This is a genomic window from Paenisporosarcina sp. P4_B8 (assembly GCF_056402175.1).
This window is the reverse complement of record NZ_JBFUHX010000004.1, coordinates 167,603-194,128: the sequence shown is the minus strand read 5'-3', so window position 1 is coordinate 194,128 and position 26,526 is coordinate 167,603. Positions and strand designations below refer to the sequence as shown.

The window sequence follows — 26,526 nt, the reverse complement described above, 5'->3', positions numbered from 1 at the left end:
GTTATATAATTAATCTATACGGGACACTAAAAGGTTCACAAATTGAAAGAAGGAGATTAATTGGCCAATCAAAAAAGAAATTTCTATATTATCTGGATCTCAAATTTTTTAGTTGCAGGAACCGCAACAATGATTATGCCTTTCCTGTCACTTTATATAGACACAATGGGTAACTTTTCGGATGCATACGTACAAAAATGGGCTGGATTTGTTTTCGGCATCACCTTCGTCTCTGCCTTCCTTATGTCACCAATATGGGGGCGCATCGCAGATCGATTCGGTTATAAGCCGATTTTGATCATTACGGGATTTGGTATTTCTATTAGTATTCTACTCATGGGATTTGTACACTCAGTGGAAGCTTTCTTCCTATTACGATTGTTCATGGGAGTAGTGACCGGATTTATTCCAACCTCATTGGCTTTCATCAGTTCGCAAACAGCCAAAGAAGTAGCAGGGAAAACACTTGGAACTCTTCAAATGGGAAGTGTTTCTGGTACGTTATTCGGTCCTGTTCTTGGTGGATTACTTGCTGATTCATTCGGTTTTCAGTACACGTTTGTCATTACTTCCGCAGTTATAGCTTTTGCAGCCATTCTGGTTATGTTTGGCATAAGCGAAACGAAAAAAATTGCTACAGTCAATGCACATGTTTACTCAAGAAAAACTGTAATGTCAGGCATCATTCATCATAGACTGGTGCTTAATGTCATGATTATCACTGCATTAATTCAAATTGGGAACTTCAGCATCCAGCCGCTTCTTTCACTTTACGTATCAAGTTTATCCGATTCTACAGATGTAGCATTACTTGCGGGCATCACGTTTAGTGCCGCAGGAATCGGAAACTTATTATTTGCACGTAAATGGGGGCAACTGGGGGATTCAATCGGCTATGAGAAAGTGTTAAGCATGTTGCTTATACTAGCTTTCCTGTTTATCATTCCTCAGGCTTTTGTAACCGAACTTTGGCAATTGATTGGGTTGCGTCTATTATTCGGGATTGCCGTAGGTGGACTGGTTCCAATTACTACTGCTCTCGTCAGACGTGAATCACCAATAGAGATTCAAGGTGAAATGATGGGATACAATACGAGTTTCCGATTTTTCGGGAATATAATCGGTCCTATGTTCGGAGGACTGGTTAGTGGATATATTGGGATATCTTCTGTCTTTTTCGTGACAGGCGCATTATTCCTTGTATCTTACTTAGTTTTGACATCGACACGGAAAAAACCAGAACAAGATTTTGAAAAGGTGTTACTCAATGAAGAAGCACATCAACAAGCTTAGCGTTTCTCTATCATGAGGAATGCTAAGACTGTGCAAGAAAATGTTGATTTCCTTTACGGCGGACGCGTTTCGCGGGCACGGCTTTAGTCTCCTCGTCACTACGTTCCTGCGGGGCCTTCAGCTCGTGCTGTTCCCGCTGAAGTCGCCGCCTCTACTCCAATCAACGGATTGCGCTTCTTTTTGCGTATCTCTTCATATTTATTTCATTAGTTAGATGGTCGGATATTTCTGAAGACTCCTGCGGAAAAACGAAATAAGCTAGACCCCACAGGCTCAGCTGTCATAGACAGCTGAGCCGAGGAGGCTAGCGTTTCGTCCGCGGAAAGCGAAAGAAATAGCCGACCATAAAATTTTTTGATAGAGTGCAAAAGCTAAGAATGCGAATTTTTATACTTTTATATTGATTAATATTCTTTTGTCAACAAGCTGAGTGTTTCTCTTTCATGAGGAATGCTTTTTTTTTTTGAATTTTTAAAGGCGTTTCTTCCTATTTATCATTGGTGGTAAAGTTAGGAGCCAACTCACTGAGTTGGTAAGAGTATCCCATGCAAACACTACATATGTACGTTATAATTGACTTTATAGTGAGAATTTGTGATTTTTCAAAAAAGGAGGATTAACTTGTCTTTTGTCTATCTTATTTTCATCCCAATGCTTGCCGCACTAGTGATTCCTTTTTTATATAAAAAAGTTCCTGGCATTCACACCGGTTGGTTTGTTTTAGCAGTACCAGCCATATTATTTGGTCTTTATACGACCTTTCTCTCAAAGGTTAAGAATGGAGAATCATTTACATCCACTTTTGACTGGATTCCTTCTTTGAACATATCTGTTTCATCATACATAGACGGTTTGAGTTTGTTATTCTCACTGCTCATTACAGGTATCGGTACATTGGTTGTGCTTTACTCCATATTTTACTTGGATAAAACACGTGAGCAATTACACAATTTCTACGTTTATTTGCTGCTTTTCATGACAGCAATGCTGGGCGTTGTTCAATCAGATCATTTAATAAGTTTGTACTTTTTCTGGGAATTGACATCAATTTCTTCATTTTTATTAATTGGGTATTGGTATAAACGAGATCGTTCGCGCTTTGGTGCATTAAAATCCATGATGATTACCGTATTTGGCGGATTGATGATGCTGGGTGGTTTCGTTCTTCTCTCAATTATGGGTGACACTTACTCAATCAGAGAATTGATTGCTTCAGCTCCAGAGCTCGCTAATCACGAATGGTTTGTATGGTCGCTTATTCTCGTATTACTTGGTGCTTTTACCAAGTCTGCACAGTTTCCATTCTACATTTGGTTACCGGATGCAATGGAAGCCCCAACTCCCGTCAGTGCTTACTTACACTCAGCCACAATGGTTAAAGCTGGCCTTTATTTAGTTGCTCGTTTCACTCCGATTTACGCAAGTTCTGAATGGTGGATTTGGCTTGTGACTGGAATAGGATTATTAACCTTGTTATGGGGTTCATTCTTCGCTTTGAAACAAACAGACTTAAAAGGCATTTTGGCATTCTCCACAGTAAGCCAACTCGGACTGATTATGTCTTTACTTGGAGCAGGAGCGATTTCATTCCACACAGGAATTGAAGATGATAATTCCATCTTTAAATATGCTGCTTTTGCGGCCATTTTCCATTTAGTGAATCATGCCACATTTAAAGGCAGTCTGTTCATGATTGCGGGCATCGTCGACCATGAGACGGGTACACGAGATATTCGAAAACTTGGTGGCCTAATGAGTTTAATGCCAATCAGTTTCACCATTGCTCTTATTGGAAGTTTTTCAATGGCTGGCCTTCCTCCATTTAACGGTTTCTTGAGTAAAGAGATGTTCCTTACTGGAATGCTCTCCATTCCAGAGTTTGATTTTTTTGCTTTTGATACTTGGGGAATTTTGTTCCCTATCATTGCTTGGATTGCAAGTGTGTTCACATTTGTTTATAGCTTTTATTTTGTATTCCGCACGTTTACCGGGAAACACAAACCGGACCTTTTACCAAAACAAGCACATGAAGCACCTATTGGTATGCTCATTTCACCAGCTATTTTAGGGTCACTTGTAGTAGCTATATTCTTCATCCCTAATCTCATTGGTGACGTTCTGGTAAAACCAGCTGTCGTGGCAATACAACCATTTCTTTACTCTGTCCCTGAAGATGTAGACATTCACATCTCCGCTTGGCATGGGCCGAATGCTGAATTATGGATGACAATTGGAATTGTAGCTTTGGGTTATCTTCTTTATGCAACATTGTCCAAATGGCAACCACTGTACAATAAATTCCCACAAGGTTTCACACTAAATCGTCTGTATGACTTCATGATGTTTTTAAGTGAAGTTGGGACAAACCGTCTATCAAGAATTTATATGACTGGTTTCATACGCTCATATTTGGTGTATATGTTTACGGGAATTGTACTCCTGACAATTGGTACCGTTTTCATTAAGGATGCTTTTGAGGTCAGTTTTGCTAATCTGGCACCGATACGTTTTTACGAATTGATTATCGTCCTTGTATTGATCGCTGGGACATTGACCATTTTGTTAGCTAAGTCCCGACTGACATCCATCATAGCGTTGGGTGCAGTAGGCTATTCTGTTGCTCTATTCTTTGTCATCTTTAATGCGCCAGACCTGGCACTAACACAATTAGTCATTGAAACAGTTTCCGTCGCCCTGTTCCTATTAGCTTTTTATCATTTACCAAAATTAAATCGACACGAAAACCGGATGAAATTCCGACTGGGCAATGCACTAGTTGCAATCGGGGTAGGCGTTACTGTTACCATTGTTGCACTATCTGCCCATTCACAAAAACTTGTTCGTTCCATTTCATCTTATTATGAAAAAACGGTCTATACAGAAGCCGGTGGCGGAAATATTGTAAATGTAATTTTAGTTGACTATCGTGGATTTGATACTTTATTTGAAATTGCGGTTCTCGCAATCGCGTCCCTTGGAATTATTGCGATGATTAAATTGCGACTGACGAAAAAGAAAGAGGTGAATCGAATTGAAGACCAATGATGTCATTTTACAAACAACTACAAAGATCATCTTCTTTATCATTTTTCTCTTTTCGATTCACATCTTCTTTGCTGGTCATTATACACCCGGCGGTGGGTTTGTAGGCGGTTTATTGACTGCAAGTGGTATCGTTTTGCTACTACTTGCTTTTGATTTGAAAACCGTCACCACTGCTTTGCCAATCAACTATACAGTAATGACCGCAATCGGATTACTATTGGCATTAAGCACAGCTGCAGGTTCTATTTTCTTCAATGTTCCGTTCTTTACACATGCCTTTGATTATTTCGAACTTCCTTTGTTAGGAAAACAATCGTTACATACGGCCATGTTGTTTGATACAGGTGTATATTTAGTAGTCGTCGGTGTTACGATGACCATAATTCAATCGATTGGAGCTGATGATTAATGGAAATTGTCATGTGTTTTGTCATCGGTTTTCTTTTTATGGCCGCAGTTTATTTAATGCTATCTAAAAGTCTGTTGCGTATTATCATCGGTACCGGCTTACTCAGTCACGGGGCGCATTTACTGATTTTGACCATGGGTGGACTTGAAGGTTCCGCTCCTCCAGTTGTCTCTCCTGGCGTGACGGATTACGCAGATCCTTTGCCTCAAGCACTTATCCTGACTGCTATTGTCATTAGTTTCGGTGTGACTGCATTTTTCTTGGTACTTGCATACCGAGCTTATCAGGAATTGGGCACTGATAATATGAATTTAATGAGAGGAACTGAAGATCATGATTAATTTGCTTTTGTTCCCCATCTTGCTTCCTTTTTTCTTTGCCATGATTTTAATGCTTTTTCCAAAGAAAATACTTGCACAACGAGCAGTCACTTCTGTTGCACTTGTCTTGACCTTTGGGATATCTCTTGTACTTCTTTTTAAAGTGAAAACAGACGGTATTCAAGCCATAACACTCGGTAGCTGGCCTGCGCCATTTGGAATTACAATGGTTTCAGATATGTTATCCGTTTTGCTCGTTCTGTCTTCCACATTGATTACCCTTTTTGTTGTGTGGTATAGCTTTTCATCAATCGGGAAGGATCGAGAATCCTATTTCTACTACCCTGGAATTTTGTTCATGTTAACGGGTGTGAATGGCGCATTTACCACAGGCGACATTTTCAACATGTTCGTATTTTTCGAAGTATTACTTATGTCTTCCTACTTGTTAATTGTACTCGGTGGAGAAAAAGAACAATTACGAGAATCCATTAAGTACATTTTGGTGAATGTCATTTCATCTGCTTTATTCGTTGTCACTGTCGCTTATTTGTATTCGGTCATCGGCACCTTGAATATGGCAGATATTTCAGTGAAAATCGCAACAATAGATCAACCGGGAATCATCACGGTCATCGCCGTATTATTCCTACTAGTATTTGGATTGAAAGGTGCAATATTTCCGCTTTTCTTCTGGTTGCCTAGCTCATATGCAGCACCACCAATTCCGGTATTGGCCTTATTCGGGGCATTACTGACCAAAGTAGGCGTATACGCCATCATGCGTACATACACTCTGTTTTTCACGTTTGATCAAGGTTTTACACACGAAATGCTGATGATACTTTCAATCCTGACGATCATTGCCGGATGTATTGGTGCATTAGCTTACTTTGATGTAAAGAAAATCATCATATATAACATAATTATTGCTGTTGGAGTCATTTTATTTGGTGCATCCCAAATGAACGAAGCGTCTCTAATGGGCTCTGTATTTTATTTGATCCATGACATATTGATTAAAGGGGCTTTGTTCTTATTAATTGGTGTCATCATTGCTATAACTGGCACATCTGATTTAAGAAAAATGGGTGGACTGATTAAAACTTATCCGATGCTTGGATGGACTTACTTAATAGCGGCATTTAGCTTAGCTGGTATACCACCTTTGAGTGGATTTATAGGGAAATTGCTTATTGTACAAGGTGGATTTGAAGCAGGGAATTTGTGGGGAAGTATCTTGATTTTGCTTTCAAGTTTAATTGTTTTATTATCTGTTGTCCGTATCTTCATTTATGCATTCTGGGGTGAGCCGACTCATATACAACCTCTTACAAAACAGCATTATCGCGGATTATTTATGCCCGCAGTTATTTTAGTAGGAATCAGTGTTTTGTATGGTCTAGGCTCAGAGTGGTTGGTTCCTTATATGAGTGATGCTGCAAATGTAATGCTAGAACCCTCTCTCTATATAAAAGCTGTTTTAGGGGGTGCGTAAGATGGCTTTTCAAATCATGCTAAACTTTTTTATTGCCTTTCTTTGGATGTTTTTGTCCGTCTCGTTTAATGCTTCCACGTTTATCGTCGGATTTTTATTAGGGATGCTCATGCTATGGATTATGAAGGGTTTTTTTCCGGGACGTTTCTATATGAATCGCGTGTGGGCTGTTATTAAACTGATTATTCTATTTTTAAAAGAATTGATCATGGCTAATATTCAGGTTTTGCTGTTAATAATTCAACCCAAGATGCCAATCAAACCTGCCATTTTTGCACTTCCAATTGTTTTAGAAAAGGATTGGGAAATCACGCTTTTGGCAAGCTTAATAACTCTGACACCTGGTACCCTTGTTCTCGACGTATCTGAGGATTCCAAGATTTTATATATACATGCATTGCATTATGATGATGCTGATGAAGCAATCGATTCGATTAAAAACACATTTGAAAAAGCCATACAGGAGGTGAGCCGCTAATGATGGTATTCTTTTGGGTCATAGTTGTACTGATTAGCCTGTCCATGTTGGCTTTTATCTATAGATTAATTGTCGGTCCTACTGTTCCTGATAGAGTTGTAGCGCTGGATTCATTGGGTGTTGCACTGATTTCAATGATAGGGATATTTTCTATTCTCGTTGATACCAGCTTTTTCCTTGATATCATTTTGCTGCTCGCTATATTAGCATTTATAGGCACTGTGGCTTTCTCTAAGTTTTTAGAGAAAGGAGAGATTATCCAACGTGATAACGATCATTGCTAATATTCTTATCGTATCTAGTATTGTTTTTGGGGTAATTTTCATTCTTGTCACCGCAATTGGCTTGATTCGCCTACCTGATGTTTATTCCCGTACACATGCTGCTTCCAAAAGCGCTACGCTCGGGGTTATGTTCATCCTGCTAGGTGTATTCCTCCACTTTTGGTTAATTGAAGGCCATATTAATACACGTATTCTGCTAGGCATTGTATTTTTATTTATCACAGGTCCAGTTGGTGGACATGTCATCGGCCGCTCTGCCTATTTATCAGGAGTTAAACTTTGGGATAAATCAGTGAAAGATGAATTGGCTCCCGTTGTAGCTGAACGAAGAAAAAAACATGAACAAAGAAACGCTTAAAGCGCCCTGAAAGGCGAATGTTTCCCCATTCTGTCCTAATACTTGGGGCCGTAGGCTAGCTCTTTGAGCAGACAATAAGAAATGTTTAAAGCACAAGGTAATAATAAAACGCTTTTGCTCCTCCCCTTTAGGGACAGCAAAAGCGTTTTTTTAATAGCCGTATGGATAATAAGGATAGTATGGATAATATGGATATTGATATGGGTATTGGTAATACGGATAAGGTTGATAATATGGTTGATTAAAGAGTGATTGACCAATTAAACTTCCTGCCAAACCTCCTAAAAATGGACCTCCAAAAAAGCCTAGCCCTCCAAAACCCCTACCAAATCCTCCACCAAATCCTCCACCAAAATGCCTGCGATTCATATGTCCCCTCCTCTCTTTCCTAACGTATGAGAAAAAGAAAGTGTGACATATGTACATAGCCTATTAGCTAGAACTCCAAATAAAATCAGGTTCTTTCTAATATTAAGACCTTTAACAATGATATTCTGCTTCGAATAGGACCAAATAGCCTTTGGTCTAATCTGTCCTGCCCAAAACTAGCAGCGAAGGAACGAGTGAATTTTCACTTTTCCAACTATGCACTACTCCATTTCACAAAAAAAGCGACCAGTTTATAAAAACTGGCCACTTTTCTATAGAATATTATGCTTTCTTAATTTACTTCTTACAGAGTACCATATTAAGAATTTTCTTCAGTATTTTCCAAGCTCATCCGTTCTATAAGGGTTGCTAAAGAACGAACCATCGCACCAGTTCCACCTTTTGGTCCTAGATCGTGAGCGGCACTTGCATCTGATGTACCTGCGATATCCAAATGGATCCAAGGGGTATTTTCAACGAATTCACCGACAAATCCTCCACCGAAAATCATGTGGCCGTCGCGTCCCGGTGAATTGTTTAAATCGGCTACATCACTTTTGCGAATTCGTTTCTTGTCACTTTCAGTTAATGGCAAACGCCATACAAACTCACCTGTTTCAACAGTAGCTTCCAAGAATGTTTCAAAGAATGTTTCGTCGTTTGTCAATGCACCAGTTTTATCTTTCCCCAGTGCGATAATTACGCCACCTGTCAACGTAGCAACATCCACAATGTAGTTAGCTCCTTGTTGTTTTGCATATGTGACGGAGTCTGCTAGCACAAGGCGTCCTTCAGCATCCGTATTCAGGATTTCAATCGTTTTCCCACTTAAAGAAGTAATTACATCATCAGGTTTGAACGCATTACCTGAAATCATATTATCCGTTGAGGCAATGACTGCTATGACGTTTTTATTTGGGCGTGTTTCCCCGATTATACGCATTGCACCTAAAACAGCTGCAGCACCACCCATGTCACCTTTCATGCCTACTAAGCCATCCTTAGGTTTAATGGAATAACCACCTGTATCGTAAGTAATCCCTTTCCCTACTAGGCCTACTACATCGTTCCATTCTTCATTTGCACGGTATTTCATGACCATTAATCTTGGTTCTTCTGTTGATCCTTGGTTAACTGCCAAAATCGCACCCATACCGAGTTCTTCCATTTCTGCTTTTCCAAGTTCTTCATATTCAAAATCATACATTTCTGCCAATTCTCTTGCGTATTCTGCCATTTTCGTAGCGGTCAAAACGTTTGAAGGCATATTAACGAGAGTACGAGCTTCATTTACTGCTTCTGCATACACTTGTCCCACTTCAAAGTAAGCTAAAATTTCTTGTTCATCCGAATTGGTCAGCAATTCAACATGGTCTAGGTATGCGTCAACTTCATTTGAAGAAGTCTTGTAATTTGGCACTTTATAAAGTCCCATTCCGATGCCTTCTGCAGATAGGTAAGCCGCATCTTCAATTTCGATATCCTCATTGATAAACGAATCCAACCAAATGGAGACATTTGATGTTTTGGAAGCAACTAGTTCTTTTCCGATTGTTCCAAAAATATCACGTAAATCATCTTGCTTCAGTGTTTTACGATCACCAAGTCCTACAAAGAAAACACGTAGAAGTTTGCCATCTTGAAGTGTTGGTAATTTAGTCAGTTTCTTGCGATCAGTCGAGACATCACCAGTTTTCAACCATTTTTCTAAGGATGAACCATAGAAAGAAACAAAGTCAGACCATCCTTGTGTGTTTTCAGGATGTTTATAAGTACCTACGATTAATACTTCAGTTTGTACATCATTAAAATTAATACCTGCAACATCTACTCTCACAAAATACCCCTCCATCTATTTACATTCGACTTCTATTATATACGAATATGTTACGCTTTTCGAATTATCTGTCATCAACTAAGATTACGCGTTTTAGAGCCCTATAGATGTGGTATACTTTACTAAACAATTCAACACGAAAGGGTGGACCACTATGGACATTCTTACAAATATTCCACTCCTCGCAGCCCTATTCGGAATCATATTTGCTCAATTCGTAAAAATCCCAATCACCTATTTAGTAACCAAGAAAGTCGATTGGAAACTTTTCACTTCAACCGGTGGTATGCCAAGTTCTCATTCAGCAGCTGTAACAGCTTTGACAACAGCGGTTGCTTTTGAAACCGGTCTCGGTTCACCTTTATTCGCTGTATCCGCCATTTTTGCAATCATCGTAATGTTTGATGCTTCGGGAGTACGTTTCCAGGCAGGTCAGCAGGCAATCATTATTAACCAAATGCGTATTGACTTTCAGATTTTTGTTAATCAATCTAAAGAATGGGCACATAAAAAAGATGCAGAAAAGATTGAAGAGCTGAAAACACTACTTGGACACAAACCGAGCGAGGTTTTTATGGGCGCTTTAACAGGAATTTTCATTTCAATAATCATTTATGTATTTCTCGTATAAAAGAAGCAGTGGATCTCCTTTGAGAGCTCCACTGCTTTTCTGTTAAAACATTTGATATCCATTTTTACGTAACATTTTGATGACAATTCCTGCAATGATCGCACCAACCAAGCCACTCGATAAAACTAAAATATCCGCGAAATGAAGTGCCATTAATTTTTCTCCAAGAGCTTGAAATGCCATAACAGGCGCTGTGAAATACTCGAAGAAGTCCACTTCATCGATAATCAAGATAACGACTATTGGATAAACAATTGCCATTAACCATGTCATGCGAAGTAACATATTGAGTAAAAAACCAATCCCAAAAAACATTACTAGAAATATTAATACGGATAACATAACCGTTACAAGTGTAAAATTACCGTCCATTGAATTGTTCCCTCCATGCGTTCCTTTCAACAGTTTACATGATTGGTATGTTCCTTTCAATAACCATGTGAGTTGTTCAACGGACTGTAACATGTTGAAGCACATAAGAAGCTTAAGGGATCGTCTCATTAAGGCCAAAAAAAAAGGTTCTTTTCGAATTATTTACGAAAAGAACCTTCAGAGTCTACTTTTTCCTTCCAGAACCTGCACAACACGAACACGTTTCAGAACCACCAAGACGTAATTGGAAATATCCATTTCCCTTACAATATGGGCATTGATTGGCTTTAACATCCTTTTTGTAAGTTGTCATATTGACCATCTCCTTTTAATTCTTAATATTCTGATAATATAACATATAGGAAATCCTCTGTAAACCATACATCATCTAAATGTAAACGAATACATTAAATATTATCTCTATTTTTCTTAATTTTACTCCTCTTTTCTCATTCTTTCAAAACCATAAGCTCCTTCAACTGCTTCTTCCTATATATGCATTAGCCGCCCATTAATTACTTTAGTTTCAGCCTTCTATTTTCTAAAGAATCCTCATTACTCATTCAAATCCTTCAAATATTTCCGGTTAGATTGAAAAAACCCATCTGGATAATCCAGATGGGCGAAATTTAATCTATTATTAAAGAACGTTGAATTTACCTTTTTTCACAACTAGTGAAGGACCGCCAATCATGAAAAGAGAACGGTTATCAATTACTTTTTTCATAAATGATGCCTTTGTGCCTGTAATTTTTTTACCGAAAACTACACCGATTGCGTCATGTTCACCAAGTGAACAAACACTACCTTTTAAATCAGGTACGAATGTTTCTGTTTGTTCTCCATTGATTAAAGCGATTAGGTTTTTCGCCACTGTCACACCTTGTTGCATTGCAATTTGTGCTGTTGGTGGGTAAGGACGGTTTACTTCTTCATTAATCAACAATGCGCAGTCACCAACGATAAATACATCATCATGACCTGGAGCACGCATATCTTTTTCAACTTTAACGCGGGCACGCATGTTTTCAATGCCTGTTTGTTCGATTAAACGGTTTCCGCGAACGCCTGCAGCCCAAACGACTGTACCAGCTTTCACAAATTCAAACTCGTCTTCACCTTTTTTAATTTTCACGCCTTCAGGAGTTGCTTCAACAACTGGTGTTCCAATTGAGAATTCAATTCCTTTTGCTTGTAGGTGACCAACTGCATATTCAACCAATTCTGGATCAAATCCTGGTAATACCATTGGTGCAGCTTCTACACAAACAACACGTACTTTTTCATGTGGTACATCGAACTCTTTGCAAAGTTCAGGAACTCTGTTACCAAGTTCACCTAGGAACTCAATACCGGTAAACCCAGCACCACCAACAACGATTGTTAAGCGGCTATCATCTTTTACGTCTTCCATTGACCAAGTAGCGAATTGATATTCGATATGCTCACGGATTTGACGAGCTGCTTTTACATTCGCAATCGATAAAGCGTATTTATCTAAACCTGGAATCCCGAAAGTTTCGCCTTCGAATCCAAGACCGATTACTAGATAGTCATAAGAAAACACACCGTTATCAGTTGTTACTTGTTTCCCAGGAATATCGATTCCTTCTACAGATGCTTTCACAAATTTTACTTTATCTGATTTAATTACATCTGCAATGTCATAACGTACTTGATCCGGTCTTAATGTTCCTGCTGAAGCCTCATGTAACCATGTAGATTCATAATGATAATCATTTTGGTTGATTAATGTAATATCTGCGACGTCAGGTCCAATGTTTTTTTGTAAGTTGACTACTGTTGCTAAACCGCCATAGCCGGCGCCTAATACTAAAATTGTCGGTCTTTTCACGAAGATCGAAACCACCTTTAAATAGTTTTATATTTATTCGTTTAGTCAAAGAAAAAAGAAGTATTTACATACTTCAAGTAGACTAAAGCGAATTTGTCTCTTTTTTCGACAAATGTACTATCCTCTATAATATACCTCTTAGGTTTTGATTTCAATATAATCCTGCCAAGAGTAAAAGGTTTGAATTTACAGAAAAAGACCAAAAATTGGTTGTCTTAACAATTTTCTGGTGTTCCTGTTTTGCTCGCTGTTCGGAATGAAGATCCGCAACCACAAGATGCAATGGCATTTGGGTTTTCAATAGTGAACCCTCCACCCATCAACGATTGCTTATAGTCAATTACGGTACCATTTATGATGGCTGCATCTTCACTCGATACCAGGATGGTCAAGCCATGCTGTTCTAGTGTAATGTCTGAATCTTTCTTGTCGTGTTCAAAACCCATCCCATATGAAAGTCCACTACATCCACCGCCATGAACAGCAACTCGTAGAAAGGAACCTTGCTCGTCATTATGACTCATCATTTCTTTAACCTGGTAAGCTGCAGCTTCTGATAATTCGACAACATGTGTCATCCGTTACACCTTCCTTCTATTATTTATGATACCAATTTTGCTCAAACACATACAACTAGAACAACTTAATTTGACTATCGATATAACCAACGTTTTGGGTATAATGAAAAAAAAGATAAGTATAAAAAAGGAGCCTCTTAAGGCCCCAAATTGTTCAGCATAAAAATCAACTAGCATTATCTGCTCTTATTGTATAACTACAAGTGACAGTGCGCACCTAGGCTCGGACCAATAGTTGCGTCCTTTGCCTGAAATGCAATTTCACTTTTAGGAATTAAAACACTTGTTCAACTTCCACAACACCTGGAACTTCTTCCAAAAGAGCTCTTTCAATACCTGCTTTTAGTGTTATTGTAGAACTTGGGCAGCTTCCACATGCACCAAGAAGACGAAGTTTGACTATGCCATCTTCGATATCGACAAGCTCACAATCTCCACCATCGCGGAGTAAAAATGGACGTAATTTATCTAATACTTCTTGAACTTGTTCTGTCATTGTATCAGTCATTTATTTCGACCCCTTTCCTTATAATTATTATAATGTGAAGAGAAGAAAAAATCCATCAGTACATACGAAACGGAGAAAATTATCATGGAGAAAAAATTAGTTTCAATTGAAATTTATGGTGCAGATGTCGTTTGTGCCAGCTGTGTAAACGCACCTACTTCCAAAGATACTTATGAATGGTTGCAAGCGGCAATCGATCGTAAATACCCTAATCATCCTTATGAAATATCCTATATTGACATTAAAAAACCAGTGGATAATGAACGACAACAAGAATTGGCCAATCGAGTATTGGAAGAAGAATACTTTTTCCCACTCGTTTTAGTTGCTGGAGAAGTGGTTGGCGAGGGCTATATCCAACTGCAACCCGTTTTTGTTGAACTAGAAAAACATGGTTTTGTCAGTAAATAAACAAAAAATGAGACCTGAAAGTTATATTTCACTTCCAGGTCTCTTTCTATTCATCATCCGTTATGCCACTTGTACATCCATAACACACCAGATTTTAGTAAACGTGCGATACGTCCAGTGACTGTACGGTCTGCCAAGTAAGCAAAACCTTGTTTTTTCCCTAAAGAACCCAAGAATCCTTTTAGTTTGATTTCAGGCATTTTTTCAGGCAACTCTTTACCTTTCCAACGTGCTTGAAGCACTTCAACAATTTGTTCCGCTTGTTCTTCCGCAACTTGTGCACTTGGTGAATATGGCAACGCTGCACAGTCACCTACCACATAAACATGTTCATCTTCGGGTAAGTTATGGTATTGAGACAACACAACACGCCCAATTGAGTCAGTTTCCGTATTCATGTTTCTCACAGGAGCGACAGGTTGAATACCTGCTGTCCACACCACTGCATCCACTTCAATCGTCTCTTCATGGTTATGCAAAACAGTTGGTTCCACTTTTGTGATATTAGAATTACTGACGACTTCGACATTGTGGGTATCAAACCATTTTTTCACGAAATTACTTAAGCGTTCCGGGAAGTCACGTAAAATACGTGGGCTTCGATCGAACAATTTAATTCCTAAATCCGGACGTGATTCGCGTAATTCGCTGGCAAGTTCGATTCCACTTAATCCTGCTCCGACAATCCCGACAACAGATCCAGATGGCAATCCACATAGTTTGTTAAATGTTTCGCGTGAACGACCAATCGTTTGAATGCTTAACGTGAATTCGTCTGCACCAGGCACACCATGGTACTTGTCTTCACAACCTAATCCAATTACTACATCATCATATGGGATTTGAATGTCATTAGAAAGCACGACCATTTTTTCTTCACGGTTGATTTCTACGACCTCGCCATAGACCATTTTCAAACGTTCATGTTCTGGATAGGATACTCGGACTTCCTGGTCAGGAACAGTACCTGCTGCCAATGCATAAAACTCTGTTTTCAAACTATGGAATGGTGTGCGGTCCACTAATGTAATTTGTACATCTTCAGGTAAATTATTATTTGGCAGTAAACGAAGCAACATACGCATGTTGCCGTATCCACCACCCAGTAAAACTAAGTTTTTCATAAAAAAATCTCCCTTGAGCATTTTATATACAGTCTATCTCTTTACGTTGTAAGTATAAATCATTGTGAGAAGTTTCACAATAAGACACTCGGATTGACGAACGAAAAAAAAAAGAGTAGCATGGCGATGTAGCGAGGTGAAGAACGTGTTTAATCCAATGGTAGAATTTTGTGTCAGTAATTTAGCGAATGGTTCTCAAAAAACGTTTGAACAATTAGAACGAGACCCAAATTTAGACGTTCTGGAATACGGGTGTTTAAGTTATTGTACAAAATGTGCTGAATCTTTTTTTGCAGTTGTTAATGGTGATGTCGTAGAAGCTGATTCGCCAGATGAACTTACTAAGAAGATTTATGAATATATAGATGAAAATCCACTTTTTTAATACACAGGAGCTGCGTAGATGCAGCTCCTTTTTTATATGCATTCCACTAAATTTTCAAGAGTTACAGTTGGACGTTTTGGTTTCAGCAATGCTTCTTCTGTAGAAGTCACACCCGTATTGACGTGAATCGTGTCAATTCCAAAATTTATTCCTGCCATAATATCGGTATCATAATTGTCTCCAATCATCACCATATCCTCTTTTGAATACTGATGTTCAAGCTGAATCATTTCAAGCATATGACCATGTGGCTTTCCTATATAAATAGGTTCAACTCCAGTAGAACTTTGAATCAACGCTGTAAACGCACCATTACCTGGCATCAAGCCTCTTTCATTTGGGAAAGCACGATCACTGTTTGTAGATATAAACGTTGCTCCTTGTCTGATGTCCAGACAGGCCTGTGCAATTTTCTCATATGTGATATCCCGGTCGATTCCCATCACAAACACTTCTTTCGAAGAAGGCACTATACACACTCCTTTCTCAAGAAGTGATTCCCTCAATCCACTTTCCCCAATCATTGAAACTTCTTTTCCAGGGTAGTGAAGTGCAATGTACTTCGCTGCCGCCAAAGCAGAAGTCATAATATGACTGCGCTTTGCTACAATCCCAAATCCTGCAAGCTTCGATAGCACTTGGTCTGGTGTCTGAGAAGCATTATTAGTCACAAAAAAAGGTTCTATTCCTTGGTGTTGTAAATGGTGAACAAATTGTACTGTTTCTTTTATCGGCTGTTTACCACGATAGACTGTTCCATCTAGGTCAATGCAATAACATTTATATGTTTTCATGCTTAATCCTCAGGTAAAAATGCAGACACTGGCCCAAGTTCATGCGTTAAATAATGCTCAATACTCGCTGGAAATTGTCTTAACTCCTGGAAATTTGATTGCAATATAGTTTGCACTTCCTTATGATCAACGCTCATAAAATCTCGCACCAGCATTTTACGAAGTCCAATTACTTCTTTTAGGGGTGCGTCCATCTCAGCAGAAATCACTTTTTCGTCAGTCAATATGTCAATGATGTCTTCATAGCTGCCTGGGTCTCTCATAATGAAGCCGTCTATCATGGAATTCCCAACATCAATTATGGACTCGATAATGTTAGAAGCAATTCGCTCCAATGCCAATTTTTCAAATTCATTCATAGAAGAATTCACTGATGTCTCCAGCATTTCCATAAGTGTTGTCATATACTTCACTGTATGATTTATTTTTTTCCGGTCTACAAAATACATAAGGTTCCCTCACTTTATCAGTTCTAAGTTGATTGTCTTTTCCATCCTATAGTACCATAATTGCTAGGAGTGGAAGGAGAACTGCCAAATGGAACGATTTTTCTTATATGATGATGTGGAAGATACAAAAACGAGATTTGTTAGCTTTACAGGTGAATCTCAACGATATGATTTAGCAATTTTGCAAAGTAGCCGTTTTTTCGGAAAAGTACTCGTAATGGATATTCAATATAATCGTTTTGCTATATTGGGCTCTGATGATTTAGAAGAAGAAGGTTATTTGGAACATGTCTATAACCGCAACGAAGAAGAAGCCGCAGAACTACGCGATTATTTGCAGGAATTATTAGGCTAAGCATTCATTGTTGATTTATAAAAAGAAGGAATCATTGCCCGTTCCGTGGACGAACTGCCATCCATGCGCCTAGCAAGCCGCAAAGAATATGGTCAAAGGTGGTTTTGACCATATTCTTTGCGAAGAGTAACCGAGGAGCAATCTTTTAGGCGACGATTAACCGCAGGAGCTGCACTTTTGAACAATGAGACCCTCAACGATAACGTTTAACTGAGACTTAGGATAAGAAAAAACCTCGATTAGGATGATGGAACATCCAAATCGAGGTTTTCTGTTTGTGGTGTTTCTTCTATTGCAGCTAGAACTGCTACCGGTTTTGCTGGTCCGGATTTTTTTAATATAAAGTACGCACATCCAAAATTACAGTATTCATACAAATAATCCTGCAACGTACTGACTTTCGTATCATAAGTCGCTTTTTGATTTTTATCATCAAAGAAACCTTTCAGGCGAAGTTGTCCATAACCCCAGTCGCCCAAAATGTAATCATATTTATTTAAAATTTCACTATAACGATCTTGAAAAGCCTCTTCTTTAAATGCTTCCCGATAATCTATCAGAATTTCATATTCCCATCGATCGATTGTAATCATCAATTCACGCTCCATCAACTAGTTGTGAGAGTTAATTGCTCGTCACCAAGACGCTGTTTTTCTTTTGCTGCTGCATTTACCTGTTCATCCGCATGGTAACTGCTACGAACCAATGGCCCCGCTTCACAGTGTGAGAAACCTTTAGACATCGCAATTTTACGTAGTTCTCCAAATTCGAGCGGTGAATAATATTTTTGAACTGCAATATGTTTTTTAGATGGCTGTAGGTACTGCCCAATCGTCATAATATCCACGTCGTTTGCCCGCAGATCATCCATTACTTCTATAATCTCTTCTTTTGTTTCACCTAGACCCACCATAAGAGAAGATTTCGTTGGAATATCAGGTTGCATTTCTTTTGAACGACGTAAAAATTCTAGAGAACGATCGTACTTTGCTCGTGCACGAACTCTCGGCGTTAAACGACGAACTGTTTCTATATTATGGTTTAAAATATCAGGTTTTGCATCCATCAGCATTTGTAGATTTTCCTCTATCCCACCCATATCAGAAGGCAAAACTTCGATCGTTGTGAATGGGTTTTTGCGACGAATGGCACGTACAGTTTCTGCGAATACAGCAGAACCACCGTCTTTTAAATCATCTCGCGCAACCGCGGTTACGACGACATGTTTTAGATTCATCATGACAACTGAATCTGCTACACGTTCTGGCTCTGCTAAATCAAGTTCATTCGGCAAACCCGTCTTAACTGCACAGAAACGACATGCACGTGTACAAATTGCACCTAAAATCATGAACGTTGCTGTACGTCGAGTACCCCAGCATTCGTGAATGTTTGGGCATTTCGCTTCTTCACATACAGTATTTAAATTGTTTTCACGCATCATTTTCTTAAGACCTTTATAATTGTCATTCGTATTTAATTTAATCTTTAACCAAGCTGGTTTTCGAATATGTGTTTGTTTAGTTGTCATGATTGTAACCCCATTCTTTTCAGACTATGTAGGCAAGTAACTCACTGTTGTCAATGTACCATATTCGAACACGTCCCACAACCTTCTCTGGAATCAAAAAATAAAGCTTCTCTGTGTAAGAGGAGCTTTATTTTTGCTTTTAATTTTGAACCAGCATGCATCTTAACTTACCGTGATACCTCTCCCTCTGGTCTCTTTGTACGAACTCATTCAGGTGGTGGTGAAGTTGGGACTGCTGGGGGCTGTAATGGTACTTCTACTGAAGGTTGAGTATTTCCTTCACCTTTTGTATAGATCTGAGGAACCTGTCCTCGGATGATTCCTAGTGCAACAGGTATTTTTCGTTTAATTTTCGTCGATTTAGTTGCCAGCGGCACAATGACTTGTACAGTGACCTCAATGACAATGCTCACATCAACCATTGCATTGTTAATGCCAAACTCAGTGATTTCGTATTTTACGTCTGATTGCACATTGCCGATCACATGGAATCTTATAGGGATTTTTGGTCCCAGGTTACCAAGAAGCGGGATATTCGTTGCTTGACCAAGCGGTACATAAAACACAATTCCCCCGTTATCTTCCATTGCCTGTGGATCATACTCGATGTCATCTAAATAAGGTAAATTATCCAAGTTCCCTTCTTCAGCCTGCTCCAAGTGGGTTTGCACCAATTGACTAGTTTCCGCCTGTACCCGATTGATGATATCCGTCTTGAATTTCGTCGTTACCATATTGGGTTGGTCCGTTGGTATTTCTTCAATTATATCATTTACATCCATCACATCAGCAGTGCGTGAGTTGATTGCTTTACTTACGACAAGTGAGGCAATTTTATTGGATTGAACTTCTGCATAATCTAAGTAAATTGGAGTCAGGCGAACGTTGACGAGATAAAACATTAAAGCAACGGAGATCACGATAAAAACAAATAGCAAAGGAACAATGTTATTCCCTTTCCAATAAACTGACCTTTTTGATATTTTACGTAATCGCACAAAAAAAGCCTCCTAGGTCATATTACGACCAGGAAGCCTCAATTATTCCTATATTCGTTCTTTTGACCATATGCAATTAGAATGTCACGAATGAATTCGGGCATATAGTAAGTCTTTGACAATTCTTTGAATGCTGGAAAGAAATAACCAAATGTGAACATATCAAGAGTTGCCAATCGAACCTTGACTGTAGGTTCAATGAGACGCCCACGTATAAACAAATCATCCTCAACTACCTTAAATTGATGGGTAATCATTTTACCCATCACTACCCCACGAAAGCCCAGTCCTTTAATTTCAAGATTTGGCCAGCTTTCATTTAACGACAAGTTGTAAATATCTTTTAATTGTTCTCCAGTCAGTTCAATGACACAAGGGTTGATTGGATGAGGCATCATTTGGTGAATATCAAAATGTGATATTTCACCTCTATGTAAGTCCGTTAAGAACAAGCCTGCATTGAACAGAGCACATTCGGTGTTACAAAATGTGGTTAATGCGTTCCCAAAATAAGTCGACAAAGCGGAATCCTTGAACCATTCTTTTGGAAGATGTTCCGTTTGGTAAAACGCTGGAACTGATATAAGGTTTTTGCCCACATTGACCAAATTATTTAGAAATCCTTCTTCGTCGACACTTTCTTGCAATTCATTTGTATCGTACAAAAGTGCATGTTTCTTTATAACTTCTTTCTTTTCCAAATCGTATTCTAGAGTCACATGCCCTACGTAATATCCAAACTTGCCAGCGGCTGCTAACAGAGAACGATTGACCAGCTTTCCTTCATGTAAAATGTGATGAGTGTGTGCCCCAAAAATGACATCAATTTCGGGAAATTGCTCGGCCATTTCTTCATCTGCTTGAATCCCCAAATGAGACATACAAATGATGAAGTCAGTTTCACCTTTTAGTTGCTCAACATGGGCTTTTAAAGCTACAAATGCATCCGTTACTTGCCATCCGAGCTGTTCATAAAACTGAGTGTATTCAGCAGTTAGGGCTGTCACACCTATCTTTGTACCATGCATCGTTGTAAGAAAAGTGGTTGGCAATAACCACTTTGGAACTTCCCCATTTTGATTAAACAAGTTTCCTACCACGACTTTAAATTGTGCATCTTCATAAAGATTTTCCAATTCATCGTGTGACAAAGTTATACCTTCATTGTTACCTATAGTAGCAACATCATATAGAGCTTCATTTAAGAGATTCACATTTCCTTTGCCGAGCGTTCCTTCCGTGAAAATATGGGAACGGTCGATATGATCTCCCAAGTCTATCGTGAAACTCGATTCGCCTTCTTCAACATGCCATTTTTTTCGTGCTGTCACGAGCTCATGGATACGTGGCCAATGCTGAAAATGACTATGTAAATCATTAGTATGATAAAAATGAATGGTTTCAATCATTTGGCCAACTCCTTATCCCATCAGTCCTGCAGCAATCGAGCGAACACCAAGTAATAATAAAATTATACGCAGAGCAAATACCAATGTTTCCGATTGGATACGTTGATTTAAGTTTGCTCCTATTTTGGCTCCAATATAAGCAGCCGGTACGACTGGAATTGTATATAACCACGGAACATTCCCAAGCGAAATATGGCTAGCTGAGTTAACCAAAGCGGATAAGAACACCATGAACATGGAAGTTCCGACCGCAACGTGTGGGGGGAATAAGAATAGTAAAATCATGGCTGGTACAATTATAGACCCACCACCTATCCCAAACAATCCAGAAGCGAAACCAATTCCACAGGTCAGGATCAGTGCGAACCATACAGGATACCCGTATATGTAATTTTGTCCGTTAGCATCTGTGAAAGTCTTTTGCTTACCATGTTTCACAAACCACTCTACAGGCTTTAAATATTTCCGAACCATTAATATGGTCGAAATAATAATCATTAAAATGCCAAAATACAAATTAAATGAAGGCAAATCCAAACCTTTGTTCACCCAAGCTCCTAAAATCGTTCCTGGAACACTTCCAGCAAAAAAGATCAGACCGCTGCGGTAATCAACTGTTTTGGATTTCATATAGGTCAATGTCGAGGCTAGTCCCGTGAAAATCATCATAATAACAGAAAGTCCAACGACATTCTGAGGAGTAATTCCTGGAATCAATCCTAGCGATCCACCAATATAAAGAGTCGCAGGCACCAGAATGATCCCTCCACCTAAACCAACCAATGCACCCACGATGCCAGATATTAATCCCACAATTACCAATAAAACATATTCCATTACCAATCTCCTTCAAACATTTCTAGTTGCTTTAATGCCAGTCCTTCATACTGAATTGGGAAAAAATATTTGCAAGAACTATTTTTTGAAGGAGAAAAACATGAATATACGAATCTATCCTTGAGGAATTTTTCTTGAAAATCTTTCCTTTATCATATCCTTAGATTACATAGCTTTCAAACATTCACACTCAAAAAGAATATCAACAAACGCTTAAAACCTTGCATTATTATAAACTATAAAAATTTATTCATTGCGAGTTAAAGCACCCGATTAACACCCTTAAGAATAATAAAACTCAACCTAAGTAGCGATGATATAAAGTTTTAGCCTCAGCAATGTCTTTTGTTCCATGGATTAATACACGTCCATCCTTGAAAATAACTAGGCGGTGATTACCGGTTGAAAAAGAAAGTAAGTATGGATTTTGTGAGACCTTTCTTCCTTGTCCCGAAAGGACGTTAGCCAAACTCTCTAAATTTCTATCCATTGGTTCAGGTGGTCGGATTTGAACCGTATCCCTTCCACATAATACGACGGTTTTTGTTTGATTTGAAAAAGCTAAATACGGATACGTACGGTTTGTACCGCAAGATAAACAACTTTCTTTCTTCATCTTATCGACGCTAATTGCTGCATGATGATTTTTCCATAAATCAAATGAAACGAGCTTTTTTCTTAAAGCTTGATAATCTTCTACTAAAATTTTTAATGCCTCTGTTGTTTGAAAGGAGACGACCATTTGAACAGCTGGGCTAATTATTCCGACAGTGTCACAAGTAACCCCCTCCATTGGCACAGTTTGTAACAAACAATGTAAACAAGGGGTTTCTCCTGGTAGGATCGTATATGTAATCCCATAGCTTCCAACACATGCCCCATAAATCCAGGGAATCTGATACTTCTGGGAAATATCATTAATTATCAACCGAATATCAAAATTATCAGTTGCATCCATGATTAAATCCACATCTTTAACAAGCATTACTAGTTCCTCTACAGAGACATCCATTACATGGGAAACAATATCTACCTCTGAATTTATGTGCGCTAAACGTTCTCTCGCTGCAATTGCTTTTGGAATGCGTTGCTTCGCATCATTTTCGGTATACAATTGCTGACGTTGGAGATTACTCCACTCCACATAGTCACGATCAACAATCGTCAGCTTGCCAACACCTGCACGCACAAGCACTTCTGCACTTCCCGTTCCAAGTGCACCCGCACCGATTACTAACACATGTTTTTCCCCTATTTTTGATTGTCCTTCTACTCCAATTGGAACGAAGAGTTCTTGTCGTGAATATCGTTCACTCAACTCATACTCATTCCTTCCGTAGGGCTACTCGCAGTTGCATAACGCTTTTTCGGAATCCGTCCTGCTTCAAATCCTAGACGACCCGCTTCAATCGCAAGTTTCATTGCCTTCGCCATTTTCACTGGGTCATTTGCTCCTGAAACTGCAGTATTTAGTAACACCCCATCCGCACCTAATTCCATGGCAATGGCTGCGTCAGATGGAGTCCCTATTCCAGCATCGATAATAACTGGTACACTTGCTTGTTCAATAATAAAGCTGAGGTTTAATGGATTAATAATCCCTTGGCCGGAACCAATTGGTGATGCACCTGGCATAATGGCATGACACCCCAATTCTTCTAGTCGTTTAGCTAGGAGAACATCGTCTGATGTATACGGTAGGACAGTAAATCCCTCTTTTAACAGTTCCTCTGATGCCTTTAATGTTTCTATTGGGTCCGGTAATAATGTTTTTTGGCAACCAATTACTTCAACCTTAATCATGTCGCAAAGACCTGAAGCTTTAGCTAATTTAGCAATACGAACCGCTTCTGCTGCTGTACTTGCACCTGCTGTATTTGGAAGTAATATGTACTTATTAAGATCTAGCTTTTCTAAAAAATTAGGTTGGCTTGGCTCGAATACATTCATCCTACGAACAGAGAACGTTAATATCTCTGTTCCTGACACTTCTACTGCTTCTTTTTGAACATCAAAGTCTGGATATTTCCCTGTACCTAATAGTAATCTTGACATGAATTCATATGATCCAATTTTCAACATCGTCATCCGCCTCCTACAAAATGTACTAATTCAACTTTATCCCCATCACTTAGTATGGTTTCTTGATGCGATCCTTTTTCCAATATCGTGTTATTCCATTCAACGATTACAACCTTCTTTTCTAATTCGAAATGCTGTAACAGGTTAGATATTGTTTCCACTGTATTTGGGACTTCTATTTTGTCTCCGTTAATCACTAATTTCATTCTTTCACCCCACACTTAAACTAATTGCTTTACCAAACGATCTACCCGATAAGGTGCCAAATTTACCGATGTGGACTTCCCTTCAACCAAGTCGGAGATAATCTCACCAGTTATTGGAGAAAGTAATATTCCATTTCTAAAATGGCCTGTTGCGATGAATAACCCTTTATATACAGGATGTTCCCCCAAGTACGGGTACCCGTCAGCGGTTTGTGGTCGAATACCAGCCCAGGTCTGCTCCCATTCTGCCTCCAAAATGGACGGCATCAATTTTTTAGCATTTTCCATCAGAAAGGATATCCCCTCTAACGTAACTTTTGGGTTAAAAGTTCTTGGTTTAACGGTAGCACCAACGATTATTCTTCCACCTTTTTTGGGGACGAGGTAGCAACCATGCGAAAATATCGTACTAGTTAGCAATGGACGATGCGTTACGATAGAAAAACATTCACCTTTTACGGGATGGGTTTCTAACTGTATCCCTGTTTTTGAAAGTAACTTCTTACTCCAAGCCCCACCTGCCACAATGACATTTTCACTGGTAAAATCACCTTCACTCGTCACAACACCTGTAACTCTCTCTTTCGTGAACTGAAAGTCATAAACTTCCACGTATTCTTTTATTACCACACCAAGTACTGCTGCAGACTTTAATAACCCTAAAGTTAACTGGGGGGCTTCTACATGCCCATCTTTATCAAGAAGCATTGCTCCAATAATATCTTGAGATAATGCAGGCTCTTTTTCTCTTACCTCTTCAGCTGTAAGCCAATCAGCTTGATCTCCACTTTGTCTCTGGATTGCAATGAATCTCTTATATTCCTGTTGTTCCTGTTCATTAATGGCAACCTTTAGCATGCCTTTATTTATGAGTTCAATATCTATTCCACTGGTCCCTTTTATTTCATCTGCTAGTCTTGTAAACATCGCTCTGCTTTTTCTAGCTAATTGAAAAAGTGGTCCCACTCCATCCAATTCTGCTTGAGCGGCCAACATTCCAGCAGCGGCTCCAGATGATTTACTTGCAAGTCGATCTTTTTCCAACAAAAGTACCTTAATCCCTCTTTTGGCAAGATTATAAGCGATGGATCCCCCAATAACTCCACCGCCCACCACGATTGCATCATACTGATATCTCATCAAATCCCCCCTTTTTCCCTGGAAAATTATTATGTCAATTGTTAGACGTTAGCTTTTGATAATATTCCTTTGCTGCCTCTAACGGATTATCAGCTTCTAATATTCCTGACATCACAGCAATACCACTCGCCCCAGCTTCGATTACTTCCCGAACGTTTAGCGGTTTTATACCGCCTATTGCAAATACGGGAATAGTAACTGAATGTGAGACGGTGGCTAATTGCTCTAAACCCTTTGAAACTAATCCCGGCTTTGATTGTGTGGGGAAAACATGTCCGAAAATCACATAATCTGCACCTTGTTCTTGTGCAATATGAGCCTCATCAATTGAATGAACCGAACAACCAACTCTTAAACTTGGAAACTGTATTTTCACAATATCAGCTGGTATAGAATGATAGGCGAGTTGAACTCCTCCAACCTTTGACACATAGGCCACATCTAGTCGATCGTTGATAATTATTTTAGATAACGGGACTTTATTGTCCGTTAATAAACTCACTAATCTGTAGATTTCTATGGCTGTTTTCGACTTCTCTCGAATATGGATGGCATCGATATATGGATGGATCGCCCCAGCTATTTCTGCTAATTGCTCTGGCTTCTGGCTTCCAGTTGATATGACATGTAGTTTTGCATGATCCATACTCTTTATCCCCTTTCAAAAGCCTAAAGTTGATTGCCTTATAAACTAAACGTAAATTAAATTAGAAAAACACAGTTTGTACCTACAATGGTGCGAACTGATGTCTTTTCTTATACTGATATCCAAAATATTTTAATAGCTATCAGTGCTAGAAAAACACAGTTTGCACCCACAATGGTGCGAACTGATGTCTTTTCTTATACTGATATCCGAAATATTTTAATAGCTATCAGTGCTAGAAAAACACAGTTTGCAGCCACAATGGTGCAGACTGATGTCTTTTCTTATACTGATATCCGAAATATTTTAATAGCTATCAGTGCT

General features: G+C 39.0%; 32 protein-coding genes. 12 read left to right on the top strand and 20 right to left on the bottom strand.

All coding sequences use genetic code 11. The features are described 5' to 3' along the window. Positions 1 to 60 precede the first annotated feature (60 nt). The 8 genes from AC1DSK_RS06220 to mnhG all read left to right on the top strand — a co-directional run bounded on the left by AC1DSK_RS06220 (position 61) and on the right by mnhG (position 7,685). Positions 61 to 1,293: an MFS transporter gene (locus AC1DSK_RS06220; RefSeq protein WP_477547455.1), complete on the top strand. Its 1,233-nt coding sequence runs from the start codon at positions 61 to 63 to the stop codon at positions 1,291 to 1,293. 621 nt (positions 1,294 to 1,914) lie between these two features. After that, entirely contained in the window at positions 1,915 to 4,338 is a 2,424-nt protein-coding gene (locus AC1DSK_RS06215) for a Na+/H+ antiporter subunit A (RefSeq protein WP_477547454.1), read from the top strand. Beyond that, complete coding sequence (locus AC1DSK_RS06210; protein ID WP_016428989.1) at positions 4,325 to 4,747, top strand: Na(+)/H(+) antiporter subunit B; 423 nt, start codon at positions 4,325 to 4,327, stop codon at positions 4,745 to 4,747. Before AC1DSK_RS06215 ends, AC1DSK_RS06210 begins: the two co-directional genes overlap by 14 nt. Further along, positions 4,747 to 5,088, top strand: coding sequence for a Na(+)/H(+) antiporter subunit C (locus AC1DSK_RS06205; protein WP_477532451.1), 342 nt, complete (start codon positions 4,747 to 4,749; stop codon positions 5,086 to 5,088). Before AC1DSK_RS06210 ends, AC1DSK_RS06205 begins: the two co-directional genes overlap by 1 nt. Beyond that, positions 5,081 to 6,565, top strand: a complete 1,485-nt coding sequence (locus AC1DSK_RS06200; RefSeq protein ID WP_477547453.1) for a Na+/H+ antiporter subunit D — start codon at positions 5,081 to 5,083, stop codon at positions 6,563 to 6,565. Before AC1DSK_RS06205 ends, AC1DSK_RS06200 begins: the two co-directional genes overlap by 8 nt. Position 6,566: 1 nt before the next feature. Continuing rightward, positions 6,567 to 7,043, top strand: coding sequence for a Na+/H+ antiporter subunit E (locus tag AC1DSK_RS06195; protein ID WP_477547452.1), 477 nt, complete (start codon positions 6,567 to 6,569; stop codon positions 7,041 to 7,043). Continuing rightward, positions 7,043 to 7,327 (top strand): Na(+)/H(+) antiporter subunit F1, encoded by a 285-nt coding sequence (locus AC1DSK_RS06190; RefSeq protein WP_477547451.1) that lies wholly within the window; start codon positions 7,043 to 7,045, stop codon positions 7,325 to 7,327. The genes AC1DSK_RS06195 and AC1DSK_RS06190 overlap by 1 nt, the downstream gene beginning before the upstream one ends. Then, positions 7,308 to 7,685 carry a monovalent cation/H(+) antiporter subunit G gene (mnhG, locus tag AC1DSK_RS06185; protein ID WP_016428994.1) on the top strand — a complete coding sequence of 126 codons (378 nt, stop codon included), beginning with the start codon at positions 7,308 to 7,310 and terminating at the stop codon, positions 7,683 to 7,685. Before AC1DSK_RS06190 ends, mnhG begins: the two co-directional genes overlap by 20 nt. A 150-nt stretch (positions 7,686 to 7,835) precedes the next feature. On the opposite strand, the gene AC1DSK_RS06180 is transcribed toward mnhG, so the two are convergent. Next, the gene (locus AC1DSK_RS06180; protein WP_477547450.1) at positions 7,836 to 8,054 is read right to left on the bottom strand and encodes a hypothetical protein; all 219 of its coding nucleotides are present in this window, start codon (positions 8,052 to 8,054) and stop codon (positions 7,836 to 7,838) included. 319 nt (positions 8,055 to 8,373) lie between these two features. Beyond that, positions 8,374 to 9,906 (bottom strand): leucyl aminopeptidase, encoded by a 1,533-nt coding sequence (locus AC1DSK_RS06175; protein ID WP_477547449.1) that lies wholly within the window; start codon positions 9,904 to 9,906, stop codon positions 8,374 to 8,376. 139 nt (positions 9,907 to 10,045) lie between these two features. Between AC1DSK_RS06175 and AC1DSK_RS06170 the strand changes: the two genes are divergently transcribed. Continuing rightward, the gene (locus AC1DSK_RS06170; protein WP_477547448.1) at positions 10,046 to 10,522 is read left to right on the top strand and encodes a divergent PAP2 family protein; all 477 of its coding nucleotides are present in this window, start codon (positions 10,046 to 10,048) and stop codon (positions 10,520 to 10,522) included. A 42-nt stretch (positions 10,523 to 10,564) separates the two neighbouring features. Here the strand turns inward: AC1DSK_RS06170 and AC1DSK_RS06165 are convergent, their stop codons facing one another. The 5 genes from AC1DSK_RS06165 to AC1DSK_RS06145 all read right to left on the bottom strand — a co-directional run bounded on the left by AC1DSK_RS06165 (position 10,565) and on the right by AC1DSK_RS06145 (position 13,835). Continuing rightward, a complete protein-coding gene (locus AC1DSK_RS06165; protein WP_016428998.1) occupies positions 10,565 to 10,894 on the bottom strand; it encodes a YuiB family protein in 330 nt (109 codons plus the stop codon). A 184-nt stretch (positions 10,895 to 11,078) separates the two neighbouring features. Beyond that, positions 11,079 to 11,207, bottom strand: a complete 129-nt coding sequence (locus tag AC1DSK_RS06160) for a YuiA family protein (protein WP_016428999.1) — start codon at positions 11,205 to 11,207, stop codon at positions 11,079 to 11,081. Between the two features lie 327 nt (positions 11,208 to 11,534). After that, complete coding sequence (locus tag AC1DSK_RS06155; RefSeq protein WP_016429000.1) at positions 11,535 to 12,749, bottom strand: NAD(P)/FAD-dependent oxidoreductase; 1,215 nt, start codon at positions 12,747 to 12,749, stop codon at positions 11,535 to 11,537. A 215-nt stretch (positions 12,750 to 12,964) separates the two neighbouring features. Then, on the bottom strand, positions 12,965 to 13,327 hold the full coding sequence (locus AC1DSK_RS06150; RefSeq protein WP_016429001.1) for a HesB/IscA family protein: 363 nt from the start codon (positions 13,325 to 13,327) through the stop codon (positions 12,965 to 12,967). A 274-nt stretch (positions 13,328 to 13,601) separates the two neighbouring features. After that, positions 13,602 to 13,835 carry a NifU family protein gene (locus tag AC1DSK_RS06145; RefSeq protein WP_016429002.1) on the bottom strand — a complete coding sequence of 78 codons (234 nt, stop codon included), beginning with the start codon at positions 13,833 to 13,835 and terminating at the stop codon, positions 13,602 to 13,604. Positions 13,836 to 13,919: 84 nt separating this feature from the next. Here AC1DSK_RS06145 and AC1DSK_RS06140 point away from each other — a divergent pair, with 84 nt between their 5' ends. Next, positions 13,920 to 14,246, top strand: a complete 327-nt coding sequence (locus tag AC1DSK_RS06140) for a YuzD family protein (RefSeq protein WP_477547447.1) — start codon at positions 13,920 to 13,922, stop codon at positions 14,244 to 14,246. Positions 14,247 to 14,299: 53 nt separating this feature from the next. On the opposite strand, the gene AC1DSK_RS06135 is transcribed toward AC1DSK_RS06140, so the two are convergent. Further along, a complete protein-coding gene (locus tag AC1DSK_RS06135; RefSeq protein WP_477547446.1) occupies positions 14,300 to 15,370 on the bottom strand; it encodes an NAD(P)/FAD-dependent oxidoreductase in 1,071 nt (356 codons plus the stop codon). 157 nt (positions 15,371 to 15,527) lie between these two features. Between AC1DSK_RS06135 and AC1DSK_RS06130 the strand changes: the two genes are divergently transcribed. After that, complete coding sequence (locus tag AC1DSK_RS06130) at positions 15,528 to 15,755, top strand: YuzB family protein (RefSeq protein ID WP_036660166.1); 228 nt, start codon at positions 15,528 to 15,530, stop codon at positions 15,753 to 15,755. Positions 15,756 to 15,787: 32 nt separating this feature from the next. Here the strand turns inward: AC1DSK_RS06130 and AC1DSK_RS06125 are convergent, their stop codons facing one another. Both AC1DSK_RS06125 and hepT read right to left on the bottom strand, forming a co-directional pair. After that, complete coding sequence (locus tag AC1DSK_RS06125) at positions 15,788 to 16,549, bottom strand: TIGR01457 family HAD-type hydrolase (RefSeq protein ID WP_477547445.1); 762 nt, start codon at positions 16,547 to 16,549, stop codon at positions 15,788 to 15,790. Positions 16,550 to 16,551: 2 nt separating this feature from the next. Then, positions 16,552 to 16,998, bottom strand: coding sequence for a type VII toxin-antitoxin system HepT family RNase toxin (hepT, locus tag AC1DSK_RS06120; protein WP_477547444.1), 447 nt, complete (start codon positions 16,996 to 16,998; stop codon positions 16,552 to 16,554). An 88-nt stretch (positions 16,999 to 17,086) separates the two neighbouring features. Here hepT and AC1DSK_RS06115 point away from each other — a divergent pair, with 88 nt between their 5' ends. Then, entirely contained in the window at positions 17,087 to 17,353 is a 267-nt protein-coding gene (locus AC1DSK_RS06115) for a DUF3055 domain-containing protein (RefSeq protein ID WP_016429008.1), read from the top strand. Between the two features lie 239 nt (positions 17,354 to 17,592). On the opposite strand, the gene AC1DSK_RS06110 is transcribed toward AC1DSK_RS06115, so the two are convergent. The 10 genes from AC1DSK_RS06110 to tenI all read right to left on the bottom strand — a co-directional run bounded on the left by AC1DSK_RS06110 (position 17,593) and on the right by tenI (position 26,202). Continuing rightward, positions 17,593 to 17,946, bottom strand: a complete 354-nt coding sequence (locus tag AC1DSK_RS06110) for a YutD family protein (RefSeq protein WP_477532637.1) — start codon at positions 17,944 to 17,946, stop codon at positions 17,593 to 17,595. A gap of 14 nt (positions 17,947 to 17,960) precedes the next feature. Continuing rightward, a complete protein-coding gene (gene lipA, locus AC1DSK_RS06105) occupies positions 17,961 to 18,884 on the bottom strand; it encodes a lipoyl synthase (protein ID WP_477547443.1) in 924 nt (307 codons plus the stop codon). A 206-nt stretch (positions 18,885 to 19,090) separates the two neighbouring features. After that, positions 19,091 to 19,882: a sporulation protein YunB gene (yunB, locus tag AC1DSK_RS06100; protein WP_477547442.1), complete on the bottom strand. Its 792-nt coding sequence runs from the start codon at positions 19,880 to 19,882 to the stop codon at positions 19,091 to 19,093. A gap of 38 nt (positions 19,883 to 19,920) precedes the next feature. Next, the gene (locus AC1DSK_RS06095) at positions 19,921 to 21,291 is read right to left on the bottom strand and encodes a bifunctional metallophosphatase/5'-nucleotidase (protein ID WP_477547441.1); all 1,371 of its coding nucleotides are present in this window, start codon (positions 21,289 to 21,291) and stop codon (positions 19,921 to 19,923) included. A gap of 12 nt (positions 21,292 to 21,303) precedes the next feature. After that, the gene (locus tag AC1DSK_RS06090) at positions 21,304 to 22,128 is read right to left on the bottom strand and encodes a sulfite exporter TauE/SafE family protein (protein WP_477547440.1); all 825 of its coding nucleotides are present in this window, start codon (positions 22,126 to 22,128) and stop codon (positions 21,304 to 21,306) included. Positions 22,129 to 22,426: 298 nt separating this feature from the next. After that, positions 22,427 to 23,446: a thiazole biosynthesis adenylyltransferase ThiF gene (locus AC1DSK_RS06085; RefSeq protein WP_477547439.1), complete on the bottom strand. Its 1,020-nt coding sequence runs from the start codon at positions 23,444 to 23,446 to the stop codon at positions 22,427 to 22,429. Further along, entirely contained in the window at positions 23,443 to 24,210 is a 768-nt protein-coding gene (locus tag AC1DSK_RS06080) for a thiazole synthase (RefSeq protein ID WP_477532809.1), read from the bottom strand. The genes AC1DSK_RS06085 and AC1DSK_RS06080 overlap by 4 nt, the downstream gene beginning before the upstream one ends. A 2-nt stretch (positions 24,211 to 24,212) precedes the next feature. Beyond that, positions 24,213 to 24,416, bottom strand: a complete 204-nt coding sequence (gene thiS / locus AC1DSK_RS06075) for a sulfur carrier protein ThiS (protein ID WP_477547438.1) — start codon at positions 24,414 to 24,416, stop codon at positions 24,213 to 24,215. 15 nt (positions 24,417 to 24,431) lie between these two features. Continuing rightward, on the bottom strand, positions 24,432 to 25,556 hold the full coding sequence (gene thiO, locus AC1DSK_RS06070; RefSeq protein ID WP_477547437.1) for a glycine oxidase ThiO: 1,125 nt from the start codon (positions 25,554 to 25,556) through the stop codon (positions 24,432 to 24,434). A gap of 34 nt (positions 25,557 to 25,590) precedes the next feature. Next, positions 25,591 to 26,202: a thiazole tautomerase TenI gene (tenI, locus tag AC1DSK_RS06065; RefSeq protein ID WP_477547436.1), complete on the bottom strand. Its 612-nt coding sequence runs from the start codon at positions 26,200 to 26,202 to the stop codon at positions 25,591 to 25,593. Between the last annotated feature and the right edge of the window lie 324 nt (positions 26,203 to 26,526).